The 14,840-nt window shown below is 57.3% G+C and carries 14 protein-coding genes and 1 pseudogene; 14 read left to right on the forward strand and 1 reads right to left on the reverse strand.

All coding sequences use genetic code 11. The features are described from left to right. Nucleotides 1-2,016 (forward strand): hydantoinase B/oxoprolinase family protein, encoded by a 2,016-nt coding sequence (locus RT340_RS10155; protein ID WP_313375713.1) that lies wholly within the window; start codon nucleotides 1-3, stop codon nucleotides 2,014-2,016. Nucleotides 2,017-2,099: 83 nt separating this feature from the next. Then, entirely contained in the window at nucleotides 2,100-2,942 is an 843-nt protein-coding gene (locus RT340_RS10160; RefSeq protein WP_313375715.1) for an oxidoreductase, read from the forward strand. A 108-nt stretch (nucleotides 2,943-3,050) separates the two neighbouring features. Here RT340_RS10160 and RT340_RS10165 read toward each other — a convergent pair. After that, nucleotides 3,051-5,216, reverse strand: a pseudogene (locus RT340_RS10165) (putative bifunctional diguanylate cyclase/phosphodiesterase). A 310-nt stretch (nucleotides 5,217-5,526) separates the two neighbouring features. Here RT340_RS10165 and phnF point away from each other — a divergent pair. From phnF to phnD, 12 genes are all read left to right on the forward strand, one after another. Next, nucleotides 5,527-6,243: a phosphonate metabolism transcriptional regulator PhnF gene (phnF, locus tag RT340_RS10170; RefSeq protein ID WP_211728359.1), complete on the forward strand. Its 717-nt coding sequence runs from the start codon at nucleotides 5,527-5,529 to the stop codon at nucleotides 6,241-6,243. Next, nucleotides 6,240-6,686 carry a phosphonate C-P lyase system protein PhnG gene (gene phnG, locus RT340_RS10175; protein ID WP_034824584.1) on the forward strand — a complete coding sequence of 149 codons (447 nt, stop codon included), beginning with the start codon at nucleotides 6,240-6,242 and terminating at the stop codon, nucleotides 6,684-6,686. Before phnF ends, phnG begins: the two co-directional genes overlap by 4 nt. After that, complete coding sequence (gene phnH, locus RT340_RS10180; protein ID WP_034824582.1) at nucleotides 6,686-7,261, forward strand: phosphonate C-P lyase system protein PhnH; 576 nt, start codon at nucleotides 6,686-6,688, stop codon at nucleotides 7,259-7,261. The genes phnG and phnH overlap by 1 nt, the downstream gene beginning before the upstream one ends. After that, complete coding sequence (locus RT340_RS10185) at nucleotides 7,261-8,337, forward strand: carbon-phosphorus lyase complex subunit PhnI (protein WP_313375718.1); 1,077 nt, start codon at nucleotides 7,261-7,263, stop codon at nucleotides 8,335-8,337. Before phnH ends, RT340_RS10185 begins: the two co-directional genes overlap by 1 nt. Next, entirely contained in the window at nucleotides 8,330-9,178 is an 849-nt protein-coding gene (locus RT340_RS10190; protein WP_058962106.1) for an alpha-D-ribose 1-methylphosphonate 5-phosphate C-P-lyase PhnJ, read from the forward strand. The genes RT340_RS10185 and RT340_RS10190 overlap by 8 nt, the downstream gene beginning before the upstream one ends. Further along, the gene (phnK, locus tag RT340_RS10195; protein ID WP_039332167.1) at nucleotides 9,168-9,929 is read left to right on the forward strand and encodes a phosphonate C-P lyase system protein PhnK; all 762 of its coding nucleotides are present in this window, start codon (nucleotides 9,168-9,170) and stop codon (nucleotides 9,927-9,929) included. Before RT340_RS10190 ends, phnK begins: the two co-directional genes overlap by 11 nt. Nucleotides 9,930-9,947: 18 nt before the next feature. Beyond that, nucleotides 9,948-10,652 (forward strand): phosphonate C-P lyase system protein PhnL, encoded by a 705-nt coding sequence (gene phnL / locus RT340_RS10200; RefSeq protein ID WP_034824574.1) that lies wholly within the window; start codon nucleotides 9,948-9,950, stop codon nucleotides 10,650-10,652. Next, entirely contained in the window at nucleotides 10,649-11,785 is a 1,137-nt protein-coding gene (gene phnM, locus RT340_RS10205) for an alpha-D-ribose 1-methylphosphonate 5-triphosphate diphosphatase (RefSeq protein WP_097116716.1), read from the forward strand. The genes phnL and phnM overlap by 4 nt, the downstream gene beginning before the upstream one ends. Then, nucleotides 11,785-12,321 carry a ribose 1,5-bisphosphokinase gene (phnN, locus tag RT340_RS10210; protein ID WP_160832763.1) on the forward strand — a complete coding sequence of 179 codons (537 nt, stop codon included), beginning with the start codon at nucleotides 11,785-11,787 and terminating at the stop codon, nucleotides 12,319-12,321. The genes phnM and phnN overlap by 1 nt, the downstream gene beginning before the upstream one ends. Continuing rightward, nucleotides 12,318-13,088 carry a phosphonate metabolism protein PhnP gene (gene phnP, locus RT340_RS10215; RefSeq protein ID WP_283216699.1) on the forward strand — a complete coding sequence of 257 codons (771 nt, stop codon included), beginning with the start codon at nucleotides 12,318-12,320 and terminating at the stop codon, nucleotides 13,086-13,088. Before phnN ends, phnP begins: the two co-directional genes overlap by 4 nt. 79 nt (nucleotides 13,089-13,167) lie before the next feature. Continuing rightward, nucleotides 13,168-13,998 carry a phosphonate ABC transporter ATP-binding protein gene (gene phnC / locus RT340_RS10220; protein ID WP_313375725.1) on the forward strand — a complete coding sequence of 277 codons (831 nt, stop codon included), beginning with the start codon at nucleotides 13,168-13,170 and terminating at the stop codon, nucleotides 13,996-13,998. 26 nt (nucleotides 13,999-14,024) lie between these two features. After that, nucleotides 14,025-14,840: phosphonate ABC transporter substrate-binding protein (gene phnD / locus RT340_RS10225; protein WP_313375727.1), on the forward strand; the 816-nt coding region annotated here is incomplete at its 3' end.

Raw genomic sequence — 14,840 nt, forward strand, 5'->3', positions numbered from 1 at the left:
ATGGCCATTAACGGACGTAACCTGCAAATTCTCGCGAACTATTGTGCCGCTGCGGCAGATGCGATGGCATTTACGCTGATGCGCACCGCGCACTCCACTTTCGTTAAAGAGACCGAAGATTTTTCCTGTCAGATTGTCAGCCGTGACGGCATGGCGTTCGCTTCGCCACGCAGCTTTGGCGCGCCCTGGTACAGCGGCATCGATTACGGCCCGGTGCTGGCGTTAATCGATCATTACGAAGAGGGCGATATCTGCATCACCAATGATTCGTATGCGGGCAATGTGGCCACCCACTCGCCGGATATCCACATCTGGAAGCCGGTGTTCCATAACGGTGAAATTGTCTGTTTTGTGGTGGGTCATATTCACAACACCGACGTGGGCGGTGCGGTGCCGGCTTCGCTGTCGCGCTCGCTGACCGATATCGTGCAGGAGGGCATTCGCATTCCGCCACTTAAGATTGTGCGCAACGGTGAGTTGAATGAAGAAGTCGCCAGCATTATGCGCCTCAACGTGCGTGTACCAGAGCAAAACTGGGGGGATTTCAAAGCGCAGATTGCCTCGGTAAACGTGGGCGAGCGTAAGATCCATGACATCATCGCGCGTTTCGGTATTGAGGATTTCCTGCAGGGTATTGAAGGCATTCTGGACTACGCCGAAGCGCAGGCGCGCAGCATTATCGCCACCATTCCGGATGGTGAATACTTCTATGCTGACTTTGCCGACGAAGATGGTGAAGGCGGCTATCCGTGCCGCGTGGCGATCACGCTGCGCATTAGCGGCGACACGCTGGAACTGGATTACACCGGCAGCGATCCGCAGCTGGCCTCCTCGCTGAATATGCCCACCGGCGGCCGTGAACGGCATCCGCTGGCGCTGGTGGGTGTGACTTATGTGCTCTCAACGCTGGATCGCCATCTGCTGCTTAATGCGGGCACCTTACGCCCGACGCGCGCGATTCTGCCGCCAGGCACCGTAATGAACTGTGAAGCGCCCGCCGCGGTAGGCATGCGTTCGCTGACCTGCGCGTTGTCGCAGATCGCCACCATTGGCGTGTTCTCCCAGGCATTGCCCGATCGCTTACCGGCTAACTCACCCGGCGGCAACTCAATCATGAATATCCGTACCAGCGATAGTCAGAACCGCAGCGTCGTGGCCTCGCTAGGGCCTGTCGGCGGTGGCGCGGGCGGGACGCCACGTCATGATGGCCCGGATGGTTCTGGCGGGTTATCGGCGTTTCTGAAAAACACGCCCATTGAGATCAACGAGGCAGAAGTGCCGATCCATTTCCATCGCTATGGGCTGGCGGCGGACAGTGCCGGTGCCGGGCGCTATCGCGGCGGTCTGGCCACGGAGATGGCGTTTGAAATTACCGCGCCCAACACCACGGTAACGGCGCGCAATCGCAACCGGTCAGTGTTCGCTTCGGCTGGCGTGCTGGGCGGTGAGTCAGGGGCATTGTCGCACTTCCGCACGCTGCGCAACGGCAAGGTCATTGAACACGGCAACACCGATGTCATTCGTTGCCAGCCAGGCGATATCGTTGAGGTACGCGGTCCGGGCGCGGGAGGGTATGGCCTGCCGGTGGAGCGCGAGCCGGCGGCGGTGCTGCAGGATGTGCGCTGCGGATTTGTTTCAGTGCAAGTGGCACGTAATAGCTATGGCGTGGCGATCATCAATGATGAGGTGGATGAGGTCACCACTGCGCGTTTACGCGCTGAGATGCAGCGCGAAGCCCGGCAGCATTTTGATCACGGCCCGGCACGCACGGCATTTGAACAGCAGTGGACACCGGCGCGCTATGCGTTGCTCACCGCGTTTCTGGCAGAAGCGCCGGTCAGCTGGCGCCACTTCCTGAAGCAACAGGTGTTTGACGCCGTGGCGGCGGAGGCACAACCCGTTGCACTTAAGCCAGCCATAGCAGATACACAACCGGCAGCACTTGACGCGCAGATGCAGGCTATCTTTCAAAATCTGCAACAGCGCTATCCGGCGATGATGAACCGGTCGCACTAAGCGCTAATATTCAGCTTCAGGCTTTGCCATAGTCTTTTGTTGCCCGATGACGGTTCATCGGGCGCACTTAAGAGGATGTCACTATGGCTTCAGCAAACACCCCCGTTTGGTTTATTTCTGGCTGTTCAACCGGCTTTGGCCGGGAGCTGGCGCAGCAGACCATTGCGCGCGGCTTTCACACCGTGGTGACCGCGCGTGACCCGGCGAAAGTGCAGGATTTGGTGGCGGGGCATGACAATGCACTTGCGGTGGCACTGGATGTGACCGATCAGAGCAGTATCGATCGCGCGGTTCACGCGGCGCTGGAGAAATTCGGTGCCATTGATGTGCTGGTCAACAATGCGGGTTACGGCTATCAGAGTTCAGTCGAAGAGGGTGATGATCGCGAGATCCGTGATCAATTCGATGCCAACGTCTTTGGCCTGTTTGCCTTAACGCGTGCGGTATTACCGGCGATGCGCAAACAGCGTCGTGGACACGTCATCAATATCACCTCAGTGGCCGGATTCATTGGTTTTGCCAGCTCAGGCTACTACTCGGCCAGCAAACACGCCGTGGAGGGCTGGTCTGATTCACTGGCGGTTGAAGCGGCACCTTTGGGCATTCATGTTACCTGTGTTGAACCGGGGCCATTCCGCACCGACTGGGCGGGGCGTTCGCTGCATCAGACGCCGAGCACCTTACCGGAGTATGCCGACACGGCGGCAGCGCGCATGAAAGCCACGTCTGAATACAGCGGCACCCAGGCCGGCGATCCGGCACGCGCGGCCACGGCGATGATTGCCATCACCGAACATGACAATCCTCCGCGCCATTTGGTGATGGGCGCATGGGGTTATGAGGCGGTGACCAATAAGTTGAAAGAGCGCCTGGCGCAGATCGAAGACTGGAAACAGACGTCGATTGATACAGATTTTCCGTCATAACCCTGGTGCAGGGTAGATCGCGCCGCCACCGCTAACCGGATTAAACGCGAGCGGCGCGGTTTTGACGTCAATGCCCGTAGGGCGGAACACTCTCCTCCCGCTGGGCATTTATATCATCTTTTCAATCTCTTCAAACGGTACGGCCTGGCTGAACAGATATCCCTGCAGCTGATTACATCCCGCATCGGCCAGTGCCATTTTCTGGCCTTCGGTTTCGACCCCTTCAGCGGTCACCGTTAAGCCCATAGCGTGACCCAGACGCACCACGGATTCAACGATTGCCGCAGAATTTTGCGCCACGCCCAGTGATTGGGTGAAGGAGCGATCAATCTTAATTTTGTCGACCGGGAACGTGCTGAGATAGTTGAGGCTGGAATAACCGGTGCCAAAATCATCCAGCGCAATCCGGAAACCGGCCTCACGCAGCGCGATGATGTTATTACGCGCTTCGTGCTCATCCTCAATCAATACGCCTTCGGTGATCTCCAGTTCCAGATGATGCGGATTGGCGCCTTCTTCACGCACAATTTCAACGATGCGCTCCACAAAGCCACTGGCGCGGAACTGCACGGGAGAAACGTTGACCGCCACAATCACCTGCGGCAATTTCAGTGAGGTTTTACAGGCTTCACGTAATACCCATTCGCCCAGCGGAATGATCATCCCGGTCTCTTCGGCGATGGCGATAAAGTCACCCGGCGAGACATCACCACGTACCGGATGCTGCCAGCGCAGCAGGGCTTCTAATCCCACCACACGCTGTCCGCTGATCTCCATCAGGGGTTGATACCACACGCGCAGGCCATCGAAATTCACCAGCGCCTGACGTAAATCCGTCGCCATCTGCTGGCGGGTGCGCAGCGATTCATCCATCACTTTTTCGAACTGGCGATACTGGCCGCGACCACTGTTTTTCGCCTCATAGAGCGCGATGTCCGCTTTACGCATCAGCTCCATGCGGTCAATGCCATCTTTAGGGGCCAGCGCCAGCCCGATGCTAACCCCAACCCAGACTTCGCTGCCTTGCAGCTCATAGGCTTCACTCAGCTCACTGATAATGCGTTTTGCCAATGCCTGCACCTGACCGATGTTATCGACGTCCGGCATCATCACAATAAATTCATCCCCACCGATGCGTCCTACGGTATCGCTGGCACGCAAGATGTGCGTGAGGCGGCGCGCCACCTCAATGATCAACTCATCGCCCGCATGAAGACCATAGGTATCATTGATGTTTTTAAAGCGATCGAGATCAAGCAACAGCAGCGCCACACGCTGATCGTGCCGGGCGGATGCCGCCAGCGCCTGGGTCAGCCGATCTTCCACCAGCGCCCGATTCGGCAACCCGGTCAGCACATCGTGAAAAGCCAGATGCTGCGCTTGCGCTTCACTGGCACCGAGCTTAAGCAAAGATTGCGACAGATTGAGAGAGGAGGTTTAGATGCGCCTGACCATAAACAGACAGAGCAGTGTAATCAGCAGCACGGATAACAGTGTTGAAGGGCCGAGCATGCGCAACATCTGCGCACCGGGTTTATCCGGTAGCCAGCTCAGGTAACCCACGGCATCGCCTTGCTGTGAATTCAATTGGTAGAGTGCATCTGTTCCGGGCTGCGGCGCGCCATCGCTAAAATGCATCTGCTGCAGCTGGCTGCGATCCGCCAGATTACGTAAATAGCCATCATCGAGAAATTTGATACTCACTAATCGATAGCGGCCTGCTTCACGGGTGCTGCTGATATCGCCAACGGCCAGGGCCGCGGCACGTTGCCCAATGCGCACGAAATCGGCGCGATCGTTGGGACCCGCCACCTCATCGCTGCTCACAACGAGCGGACTGGCCAGCATGTCTTTAAGGTATTGCCCTACGCTGTCACTGGATACGCGTTTACCCTCACGTCAGACCGCCAGTGGCTGATTGTTACGATCCATCAGCAGAATCATCTGGTGGTCAAACATGTCATAAAGCCAGCCGCCGATATTTTGATCTAACCAGTTCTGATCCGGCACGCCCAACGCCAATTGGTCAGCGAGAGGCGACCAGCGAGTCAAACTGCGCAACTGACGCAAATGTTCATTCAAACTTTGGCTAAAGGAGGCCTCAATCATGCGTTGCTGTTGATCGCGAGCCTGTTCATTGCTCAGCGAGTTGCCCCAGAACAAGCCAACACCTGCTCCGGCAAAGGCTAAAACTAAAATCGCCACCAAAGGCAAAATCACTTCCCGAACGAAATTGCGTCTGAATCCATCTGACAGTTTGATTGTATTAATCATTTTAAGGTTCGCGTGACAAGGAGGGCTCATCAATAACGTTAGCAGACTTTACGCAAGCTTCACCCAGTAAGGAAAGCGATAAAGCGGTGAAAATAAGCGATAATTTTTTGAACACTGTCACAAAGGCAACAGTTAAAAATTTTTTATCACAACCGCAGCCGTTTCGCTTCGATCCTGCTGCCCTATAGCAAATTCATCCTCACGTCATTGAGTCGTCACGGCGCTGTCATCTGGCTCGCGCACTGTAGTCGCCATCTCGCAGCACTTGTCGCTGCGTTCCTCAACCCTAGCGAATGAGGTATTGAACGTGATGGAGATATCCAGACATCCGACCACTGTTTACCAGGCGGTCGCCGCCCAACTGGAGCAGGCACTGCAAGAGCGTTATCGCTGCGGTGACTATCTGCCTTCCGAACAGCAGTTAGCCGAGCACTATGAAGTCAACCGCCATACGTTGCGCCGCGCGGTGGATGAACTGGTGAACAAAGGGCTGCTGCAACGCCGTCACGGCGTCGGCATCCTGGTGTTGATGCGTCCCTATGATTACCCCTTGCATGCGCAGGCGCGCTTTAGCCAAAACCTGCTGGAGCAGGGCAGCCATCCGACCAGCGAACGTTTGCTGGCAGTGCTGCGACCGGCCAGCAGCGACGTGGCCAGTGCACTGGCCATTAATGAAGGCGACAACGTGATTCATCTGCGCACGCTGCGCCGCGTCAATGGCGTACCGGTGTGTGTCATCAATCACTTCCTGCCGGAACTGAGCTGGTGGCCGGCGATACAGCAGTTCCAGAACGGCTCGCTGCATGACTTTATGCAGCAGCACCTTGGCCTCGATTTAACGCGTTCGCAAACCCGAATCAGCACCCGCCGCGCCCAGGCTAAAGAGTGTAAACAGCTGGAGATTGCCCTGCAGTCACCGCTGCTGTGCGTGCGCACCCTGAATAAACACCGTGACGGTCAGGTAGCGGAATACTCCGTCAGCCTGACGCGTGGCGACATGATTGAACTGACTCTGGAGCATGAATGAAACAGCAAACCGCTCGCCAGCATTGGCTATCGGTACTCGCGCACAGCGAAGCCAGCCAGCTAAATGCCCACTGGCAGTCGCTGCACCTCAATGCACAATTTGAAGCGATTCGTCCCGCCGAAACCGGTTTAACCCGTTTGCAGGCGCGCATGGGCGGTAGCGGCAAACGCTTCGTAATGGGCGATGCCACCGTCACGCGTGCCGTAGTGAAACTGCACGATGGCACCCTTGGCTTCAGCTATGTGCTGGGCCGCGATAAAGCCCATGCCGAACGCTGCGCCGTGATTGATGCGCTGCTGCAACAGCCGGAAACCCATGCGCTGTTGCAGGAAAAATTGATTGCCCCGCTGGCGGCCTTGCGTGAAGAGCAGCGTCAGCTGCGTGCACGTGAAATCGCCAGCTCTAAAGTGGACTTCTTTACGCTGGTACGCGGAGATAACTAATGACATTACTCGCCAGTTTTAACCATCCGGTTGCCGATTCACAGCGTGCTTTTCGTCGCATTCTGAAAGCCATGAGCGAGCCAGGCGTGATGGTCTCACTGCCGCTGGAACAGGGCTGGGGCGATTTGTCTCCTGCCGCGACGGCGGTACTGCTGACGCTGGTGGATCAGGAGAGTGCGCTGTGGCTGGATAGCCGTGTAGACAGCGAAATCGTGCGTAACAACCTGCGTTTCCACACCGGTGTGCCGATTGTGGAAGAGCGCCATGCACCGTTTGCCTTAACCCATGCAGCGTCAAATCCGGATCCTGCGCAGTTCGCGCCGGGCGACAATATGTCACCGGAAAAAAGTACCACGCTGATCATTGAAGTGCCCTCCCTGAATGGGGGTTTAACCCTGCGCCTGTCCGGCCCTGGCCTGCGTGAATCACGCGCCATCGCGCCACAGTTGCCGGAAGCGATTCTGACTTATCTGCGTGAGCGTCCGCATCCGTTCCCATTGGGCGTGGATCTGATTTTCACCTGCGGTGAAGCGATGATGGCCTTGCCACGCACCACTGACGTGGAGGTGTGCTGATGTACGTTGCGGTGAAAGGGGGCGAGAAGGCGATAGCCAGCGCCCATGAGCTTCAGGCCGATCTGCGCCGTGGCGACCGCGACGTGGCGGAACTGGGTTGCGATCAGGTCGCGCAACAGTTGGGATTAGCGGTGGATCGCGTGATGACCGAAGGCGGCATTTACGATCCCCAGCTCGCGGCCTTAGCGATTAAACAAGCCAGCGGCGATTTGGTGGAAGCCATCTTCCTGCTGCGCGCCTATCGCACCACCTTGCCACGTCTGGCCGACAGCATGGCGCTGGAAACCGATGAGATGCGCATCGAACGTCGTATTTCGGCGGTCTACAAGGATTTGCCGGGCGGCCAGGTGCTCGGCCCCACTTACGATTACAGCCATCGTCTGCTCGATTTCACGTTGCTGGCCAACGGTGAAACCTCGGCGGCACTGCGTGACGATCAGGCACTGCCTGAACGCTGTCCGCACGTGTTCAGCATGATGACCAAAGAGGGTCTGGCGGCGCGTGAAGAGGATGATGGCAGCGAGCCGTGCGATATCACCCGCGAGCCGCCCGGTTATCCGGCGACGCGCGCGGCACGCCTGCAACAGCTGGTACGCGGCGATGAAGGTTTTCTGCTGGCGCTTGGATATTCCACCCAGCGTGGCTACGGGCGTAACCATCCGTTTGCCGGTGAGATTCGCACCGGCTATCTCAGCGTATCAATCTGCCCGGAAGAGCTGGGCTTCGAGATTGATATCGGCGAAATCCTGCTGACCGAGTGTGAAATGGTTAACGGCTTCACCACGCAAACTGAAGGTGCGCCGCACTTCACCCGTGGTTACGGCCTGGTGTTTGGGCGCTCAGAGCGTAAAGCGATGGCGATGGCGCTGGTGGATCGTGCCCTGCAGGCCCCCGATTACGATGAACGTATTGCCGGACCGGCGCAGGACGAAGAGTTTGTGCTGTCGCATGCCGACAACGTGGAAGCGGCGGGCTTTGTTTCGCATCTGAAACTGCCGCATTACGTCGATTTCCAGGCGGAGCTGGAGTTGCTGAAACGGCTGCGTGAACAGGTTCAGGAGCAAAACGATGAGTGAGTTAACCGGCTATAACAACGGCTATCTGGATGAGCAGACCAAGCGCACCATTCGTCGCGCGATCCTCAAAGCGGTAGCGATTCCGGGTTATCAGGTGCCGTTTGCCGGACGAGAAATGCCGATGCCTTACGGCTGGGGCACTGGCGGGATCCAGATCACCGCCAGCATCATTGGTGACAGCGACGTGCTGAAGGTGATTGACCAGGGCGCGGATGACACCACCAACGCCGTATCCATCCGTCGTTTCTTCCAGCGCGTCAGCGGCGCAGCGACCACTGAAGCCACCAAAGATGCCACGCTGATCCAGACGCGTCACCGCATTCCGGAGACGCCACTGCAGGAAGATCAGGTGCTGATTTTCCAGGTGCCGATTCCTGAGCCGCTGCGCTTTATCGAACCACGCGAAACGGAAACTCGCACCATGCACGCACTGGAAGAGTACGGCATCATGCAGGTCAAACTGTATGAAGATATCGCCCGCTACGGCCATATCGCCACCACCTACGCCTATCCGGTCAAGGTCAACGATCGCTACGTGATGGATCCATCGCCGATTCCGAAATTCGACAACCCGAAGATGCACATGATGCCCGCACTGCAGCTGTTTGGTGCTGGCCGTGAAAAACGCATCTACGCGCTGCCGCCGTACACCAAAGTGGAAAGCCTCGACTTCGACGACCACCCATTCACCGTACAAAGCTGGGATGAACCCTGTGCCCTGTGCGGTTCACGCCACAGCTACCTTGATGAGGTGGTCATGGATGATGCCGGTACGCGCATGTTTGTCTGCTCCGATACCGATTTTTGCCACCAGCAGCAGGAACAACAACATGCACAGTGAACAGCCGCTGCTTGCGGTCAACAATCTGACGCACCTCTATGCGCCAGGCAAAGGTTTTGAAGACGTTAGCTTTGAACTCTATCCAGGGGAAGTCTTGGGCATTGTGGGCGAGTCTGGTTCCGGCAAAACCACGCTGCTGCGCAGCCTGTCGGCGCGTTTAGCGCCACAGCAGGGCAACATTCTCTATCGCGCTCAGGATCTCTATCAGCTAAGTGAAAGCGATCGCCGCCGCTTACTGCGCACCGAGTGGGGCGTGGTGCATCAGCATCCATTGGATGGATTGCGTCCGCAGGTCACGGCAGGCGGCAATATCGGTGAGCGCTTGATGGCCGTCGGCCAGCGCCATTACGGCGATATCCGTAAAGAGGCGATGCGCTGGTTGCAGGACGTCGAAATCCCCGCTAACCGCATCGACGATTTGCCGACCACCTTCTCCGGCGGTATGCAGCAGCGTTTGCAGATTGCCCGCAACCTGGTGACCCAGCCCACGCTGGTGTTTATGGATGAGCCGACCGGCGGACTGGATGTATCCGTGCAGGCGCGACTGCTGGATCTGCTGCGTACCCTGGTACGTGAACTCAATCTGGCGGTGGTGATTGTCACGCACGATCTCGGCGTGGCGCGCTTGCTGGCGCACCGTCTGTTGGTGATGAAGCAGGGCAGAGTGGTGGAGAGCGGTCTGACCGATCGGGTGCTGGACGATCCGCACCATCCCTACACCCAACTGCTGGTTTCATCGGTGCTGGCTTAACTTCATCAGGACATCAACATGCAACCTTTATTGCGCGTAGAGAAACTCAGCAAAACCTTTGTGCTGCACAACCAGAGCAGCGCCGAGCTGCCGGTGCTGCAGGATGCCAATCTTGAAGTGTGCGCCGGTGAGTGCGTGGTGCTGCACGGTCGCTCCGGCAGCGGAAAATCCACCTTACTGCGCGCGCTGTACGGCAACTATCAGGCCAACAGCGGTCATATCTGGCTGCAACATCAGGGTGAGTGGATCGATATGGCACAGGCTCCCGCGCGCCAGATACTGGCGATTCGCCGCGAAACCGTTGGCTGGGTCAGCCAGTTCCTGCGGGTGATCCCTCGCGTCCCGACGCTGGAGATCGTAATGCAACCGCTGTTAGAGCGCGGCGTGGAGCGTGCTTTCTGCGAGAAACGTGCCAAAGAGCTGCTGACACGGCTGAATGTGCCGGAGCGTTTATGGTCACTCGCGCCATCCACTTTCTCCGGTGGTGAACAGCAGCGCGTCAACATCGCGCGTGGTTTTATCGCCGACTATCCAGTGCTGCTGCTGGATGAACCTACCGCTTCCCTCGACAGTGCCAACAGCGCCGCGGTGGTGGAATTGATTGAACAGGCGCGCACCCGTGGTGCCGCCATTGTGGGTATTTTCCATGACGAAGCGGTGCGCGCACGCGTGGCCGATCGCCTGCACGTCATGCAGCCGGTTAAAACAGGAGCAGAAGCATGATCGTCAATAACGTCCGTTTGGTGCTGGAACATGAAGTTGTCACCGGTTCGCTGGAAATCCGTGAGGGTCGCATTGCCAGTTTCAGTGACAGTACCAGCCAATTAGCGGGCGCACTGGATGGCGAAAACGCCTTCCTGCTGCCAGGTCTGGTCGAGTTGCACACCGATAACCTCGATAAGTTCTTCACGCCGCGTCCGAAAGTGGACTGGCCGGCGCACTCAGCAATGAGTAGCCACGATGCGCTGATGGTCGCCAGCGGTATTACCACGGTGCTGGATGCCATTGGTGTCGGCGATGTGCGCGACGGCGGTCATCGCATTGAGAACCTGAGCAAGATGATCAACGCGATTCAGGACAGTAACCGCAAAGGCATTAACCGTGTCGATCACCATCTGCACCTGCGCTGTGAGTTGCCCCATAACACCACACTGCCGTTGTTCGAAAAGCTGATGAGTACGCCGGAGCTGTCATTGGTGTCGCTGATGGACCATTCGCCAGGTCAGCGTCAGTACGCTTCACTGGAGATGTATCGCCTCTATTATCAGGGCAAATATTCGCTTAATGATGAGCAGATGGATCAGTTCGAGCGTGAGCAACTGGCGCTGGCCGCTGAGTTCTCCACCCCGAACCGCAACGCCATTTCCGGCCTGTGCCGTTCGCGCGGCATTCCGATTGCCAGCCACGATGACGCCACAGCGGCACACGTTGCCGAATCACACGATGTGGGCAGCACCATTGCTGAATTCCCCACCACGCTGGAGGCCGCACGCGCCTCGCGCGAATGCGGTATGCAGGTGTTGATGGGCGCGCCGAATATCGTACGCGGCGGCTCGCATTCCGGCAACGTGGCAGCCTGGGAGCTGGCCAGCCATGGCCTGCTGGATATTCTGTCATCCGACTATTACCCGGCTAGCCTGCTGGACGCGGTGTTCCGTTTAGTGGCGGATGAGCGCAACAGCCTGACGTTGCCACAAGCCGCCGCGCTGGTGACACGTAATCCGGCTCGCGCTATTGGTTTGCACGATCGCGGAGTGATTGGCGAAGGCATGCGTGCCGACCTGGTGCTGGCGCATACCGAACATGGGCATCCTCACATTCGCCACGTCTGGTCGCAGGGCAGGCTGGTGTTCTGATGGCGCGCCTGATCTGGCTAACCGGGCCTTCGGGCTCGGGTAAAGACAGTCTGTTGAATGCGCTACGCGAAGCGCCGCCGGATAACCTGGTCATCGCCCATCGCTACATTACGCGTCCGGCCGATGCCGGGGGCGAAAACCATGTGGCGCTGAGCGAGGCCGAGTTTCGGCGGCGTCAGACACTGGGATTGTTTGCCATTAGCTGGCAGGCACACGGCCTGTATTACGGTCTGGGAGAAGAGATCGATCACTGGCTGGCGCGGGGTTTAAATGTGCTGGTCAATGGTTCACGTCTGCATTTGCCGATTGTTGAGCAGCATTACGGGGCACAACTGTTGCCGCTGGTGCTGCAAGTCTCTCCGGCGGTGCTGGAAATGCGTTTACGGCAGCGCGGACGTGAAAGTGAAGCCGAAATCGGTAAACGGCTGGCGCGTGCGGCAGAACCGCTGCCTGCGCACTGCCATCCGCTCAATAACGATGGCGCACTTAGCGATACGCTCGACCGGCTGCGCCAGTTGCTGGAGCATCCGCCATGAAACTCACTTTTCTCGGTACTGGAGGCGTGCAATCTGCGCCGCTGTTTGGCTGTGATTGCCACGCTTGCGAACGTGCACGTCTTGAGCCACGACGCGCTCGTGCTGCCACCAGTGCGCTGATTGACACCGGCAGCGAACGTATTTTGCTGGATGCCGGACGTCACGATCTGCATCAGCGCTTTCGTCCCGGCGAGTTGAGCCGCATTTTACTGACCCATTTTCATATGGATCATGTAGCGGGACTCTTTAGCCTGCGTTGGGGATTGGGTGAACCGATTCCGGTGTGGGCGCCACCGGATGAGAAGGGCTGTGATGACCTGTTTAAGCATCCGGGCCTGCTGGATTTCCGCTCCGCGCTCACGCCTTTTGTGCCTCACAGTTTCGGGACGTTGCAGGTCACGCCGCTGCCGTTACAGCACTCAAAACTCACTTATGGCTACCTGTTCGACTGGCATGGTACGCGGCTTGCCTGGCTGTGTGATACCTGCGGACTACCCCCGGACACTGCAGATTTTCTTGATGGTCAACCGCTGGATCAGCTGGTGATTGACTGCAATGACCCGCCGCGAGAAAGCGTGCGCAATCATAATGATGTGACGCGCGCATTGCAGATTATTGAACAGCTGGCGCCGCGCCAGGCCTGGCTTATCCACCTGAGCCATGAGATGGACAGTTGGTTACTCAATAATCGCTTACCGGACAATGTGCTGGCGGCTACTGACGGTCAGACCATCACGGTCGGTTCCTCACACGCTGTCACTGTTTAATCATTTTACTGTCATCAAGACTTCATCGGATTTGCCCGTAATAACGGGCAATCAAGACCTCAGCGAGATGGAGTGCAACATGGCACAGGCATTACTGAAAACCGTTATCGACAATCCTTATGTTCCGCACGCCGGGCAAGGCAACAAGGTGCTGTCGGTACAGGGACTGTGCAAGGCGTACGGCGAAAACCGCGTACTGGATAATGTCAGCTTCGATCTGCATGCGGGCGAGCTGGTGGCCGTGATTGGTCGCTCAGGCGCAGGCAAATCGACACTGTTACACATGCTGAACGGCACCATCAGTGCTTCGCAGGGCGCGATTCTCAGCAATCGTCAGGGTGAAGCGGAGCGTGATGTGGTGACGCTCAACAGCCGCCAGATGCGCGAATGGCGCAGCGAATGCGGCATGATCTTCCAGGACTTCTGTCTGGTGCCGCGTCTTGATGTACTGACCAACGTCCTGCTGGGACGCCTGAGCCAGACCTCAACCCTGAAATCCTTCTTCAAAGTGTTCTCCGAAGCGGAACGTGCGCAGGCCATTGAGCTGCTGCAGTGGATGAATATGCTGCCGCAGGCGCTGCAGCGTGCGGAGAATCTGTCAGGTGGACAGATGCAACGCGTGGCGATTTGCCGTGCGCTGATGCAGAACCCGCGCATCCTGCTGGCGGACGAGCCGGTGGCCTCACTCGACCCGAAAAACACCAAACGCATCATGGATGTGCTGCGCCAGGTGAGTGAGCAGGGCATCAGCGTGATGGTGAACCTGCACTCGATTGAACTGGTGAAGCAGTACTGCACCCGTGTTATCGGCATTCAGCGCGGCAAAGTGCTGTTTGACGGACATCCTTCTCAGTTGACCGATGGCTTGCTGCATGAGCTGTACGGCGACGAAATTAACCAGCTCCACTAACTTCCACGGCAAGAGAAAAAACACGAATGAAACTGACCTCTTTAGCTTTATTGACTGTTGCAATGACTTTTGGCGTTAACGCAGCGGATGCACCAAAAGAATTGAACCTCGGGATTTTGGGTGGACAGAACGCCACTCAGCAGATCGGTGATAACCAGTGCGTGAAAGATTTCTTCGATAAAGAGCTGAATGTCGATACCAAAATGCGCAACTCGTCTGACTATTCAGGCGTGATTCAGGGCCTGCTGGGTAACAAAATTGATATGGTGCTGAGCATGTCTCCAGCATCTTACGCTTCCGTCTATCTGCAGAACCCGAAAGCGGTTGATGTCGTCGGCATCGTGGTAGATGACAAAGACGGTTCACAGGGTTACCACTCAGTCGTGATCGTGAAAGCGGACAGCCCGTACAAAAAACTGGAAGACCTGAAAGGTAAATCTTTCGGCATGGCCGATCCGGATTCAACTTCTGGCTTCCTGATGCCAAACCAGGCGTTCAAGAAAGAGTTCGGTGGCACAGTTGACGACAAGTACAATAACACCTTCTCCAGCGTCACCTTCTCTGGCGGCCATGAGCAGGACATCCTGGGTGTGCTGAATGGTCAGTTCGAAGGCGCAGTGACCTGGACCTCCATGATCGGTGATTACGACAAGGGTTATACCTCTGGTGCCTTTGGCCGCATGATGCGTATGGACCAACCTGACCTGATGAAGAAAATCCGTATCATCTGGCAGTCTCCGCTGATCCCGAACGGTCCAATCCTGGTGAGCAATAACTTGCCCGCTGACTTCAAACAGAAGCTGGTGGCGGCGATCAAGAAGCTGGATAAAGAAGACCACAGC

It is taken from the genome of Pantoea sp. CTOTU50773 (genome assembly GCF_032082325.1).
Classification (GTDB): Bacteria; Pseudomonadota; Gammaproteobacteria; order Enterobacterales; family Enterobacteriaceae; genus Pantoea; species Pantoea communis.

Bases quoted from the DNA above. Each gene is read 5' to 3' on its own strand.
- RT340_RS10155 (WP_313375713.1), top strand. From the start codon at position 1: ATGGCCATTAACGGACGTAACCTGCAAATTCTCGCGAACTATTGTGCC.
- phnK (WP_039332167.1), top strand. From the start codon at position 9,168: ATGCACAGTGAACAGCCGCTGCTTGCGGTCAACAATCTGACGCACCTC.
- phnH (WP_034824582.1), top strand. From the start codon at position 6,686: ATGACATTACTCGCCAGTTTTAACCATCCGGTTGCCGATTCACAGCGT.
- phnG (WP_034824584.1), top strand. From the start codon at position 6,240: ATGAAACAGCAAACCGCTCGCCAGCATTGGCTATCGGTACTCGCGCAC.
- phnL (WP_034824574.1), top strand. From the start codon at position 9,948: ATGCAACCTTTATTGCGCGTAGAGAAACTCAGCAAAACCTTTGTGCTG.
- phnF (WP_211728359.1), top strand. From the start codon at position 5,527: ATGGAGATATCCAGACATCCGACCACTGTTTACCAGGCGGTCGCCGCC.
- RT340_RS10185 (WP_313375718.1), top strand. From the start codon at position 7,261: ATGTACGTTGCGGTGAAAGGGGGCGAGAAGGCGATAGCCAGCGCCCAT.
- phnN (WP_160832763.1), top strand. From the start codon at position 11,785: ATGGCGCGCCTGATCTGGCTAACCGGGCCTTCGGGCTCGGGTAAAGAC.
- phnM (WP_097116716.1), top strand. From the start codon at position 10,649: ATGATCGTCAATAACGTCCGTTTGGTGCTGGAACATGAAGTTGTCACC.
- RT340_RS10160 (WP_313375715.1), top strand. From the start codon at position 2,100: ATGGCTTCAGCAAACACCCCCGTTTGGTTTATTTCTGGCTGTTCAACC.
- phnP (WP_283216699.1), top strand. From the start codon at position 12,318: ATGAAACTCACTTTTCTCGGTACTGGAGGCGTGCAATCTGCGCCGCTG.
- RT340_RS10190 (WP_058962106.1), top strand. From the start codon at position 8,330: ATGAGTGAGTTAACCGGCTATAACAACGGCTATCTGGATGAGCAGACC.
- phnC (WP_313375725.1), top strand. From the start codon at position 13,168: ATGGCACAGGCATTACTGAAAACCGTTATCGACAATCCTTATGTTCCG.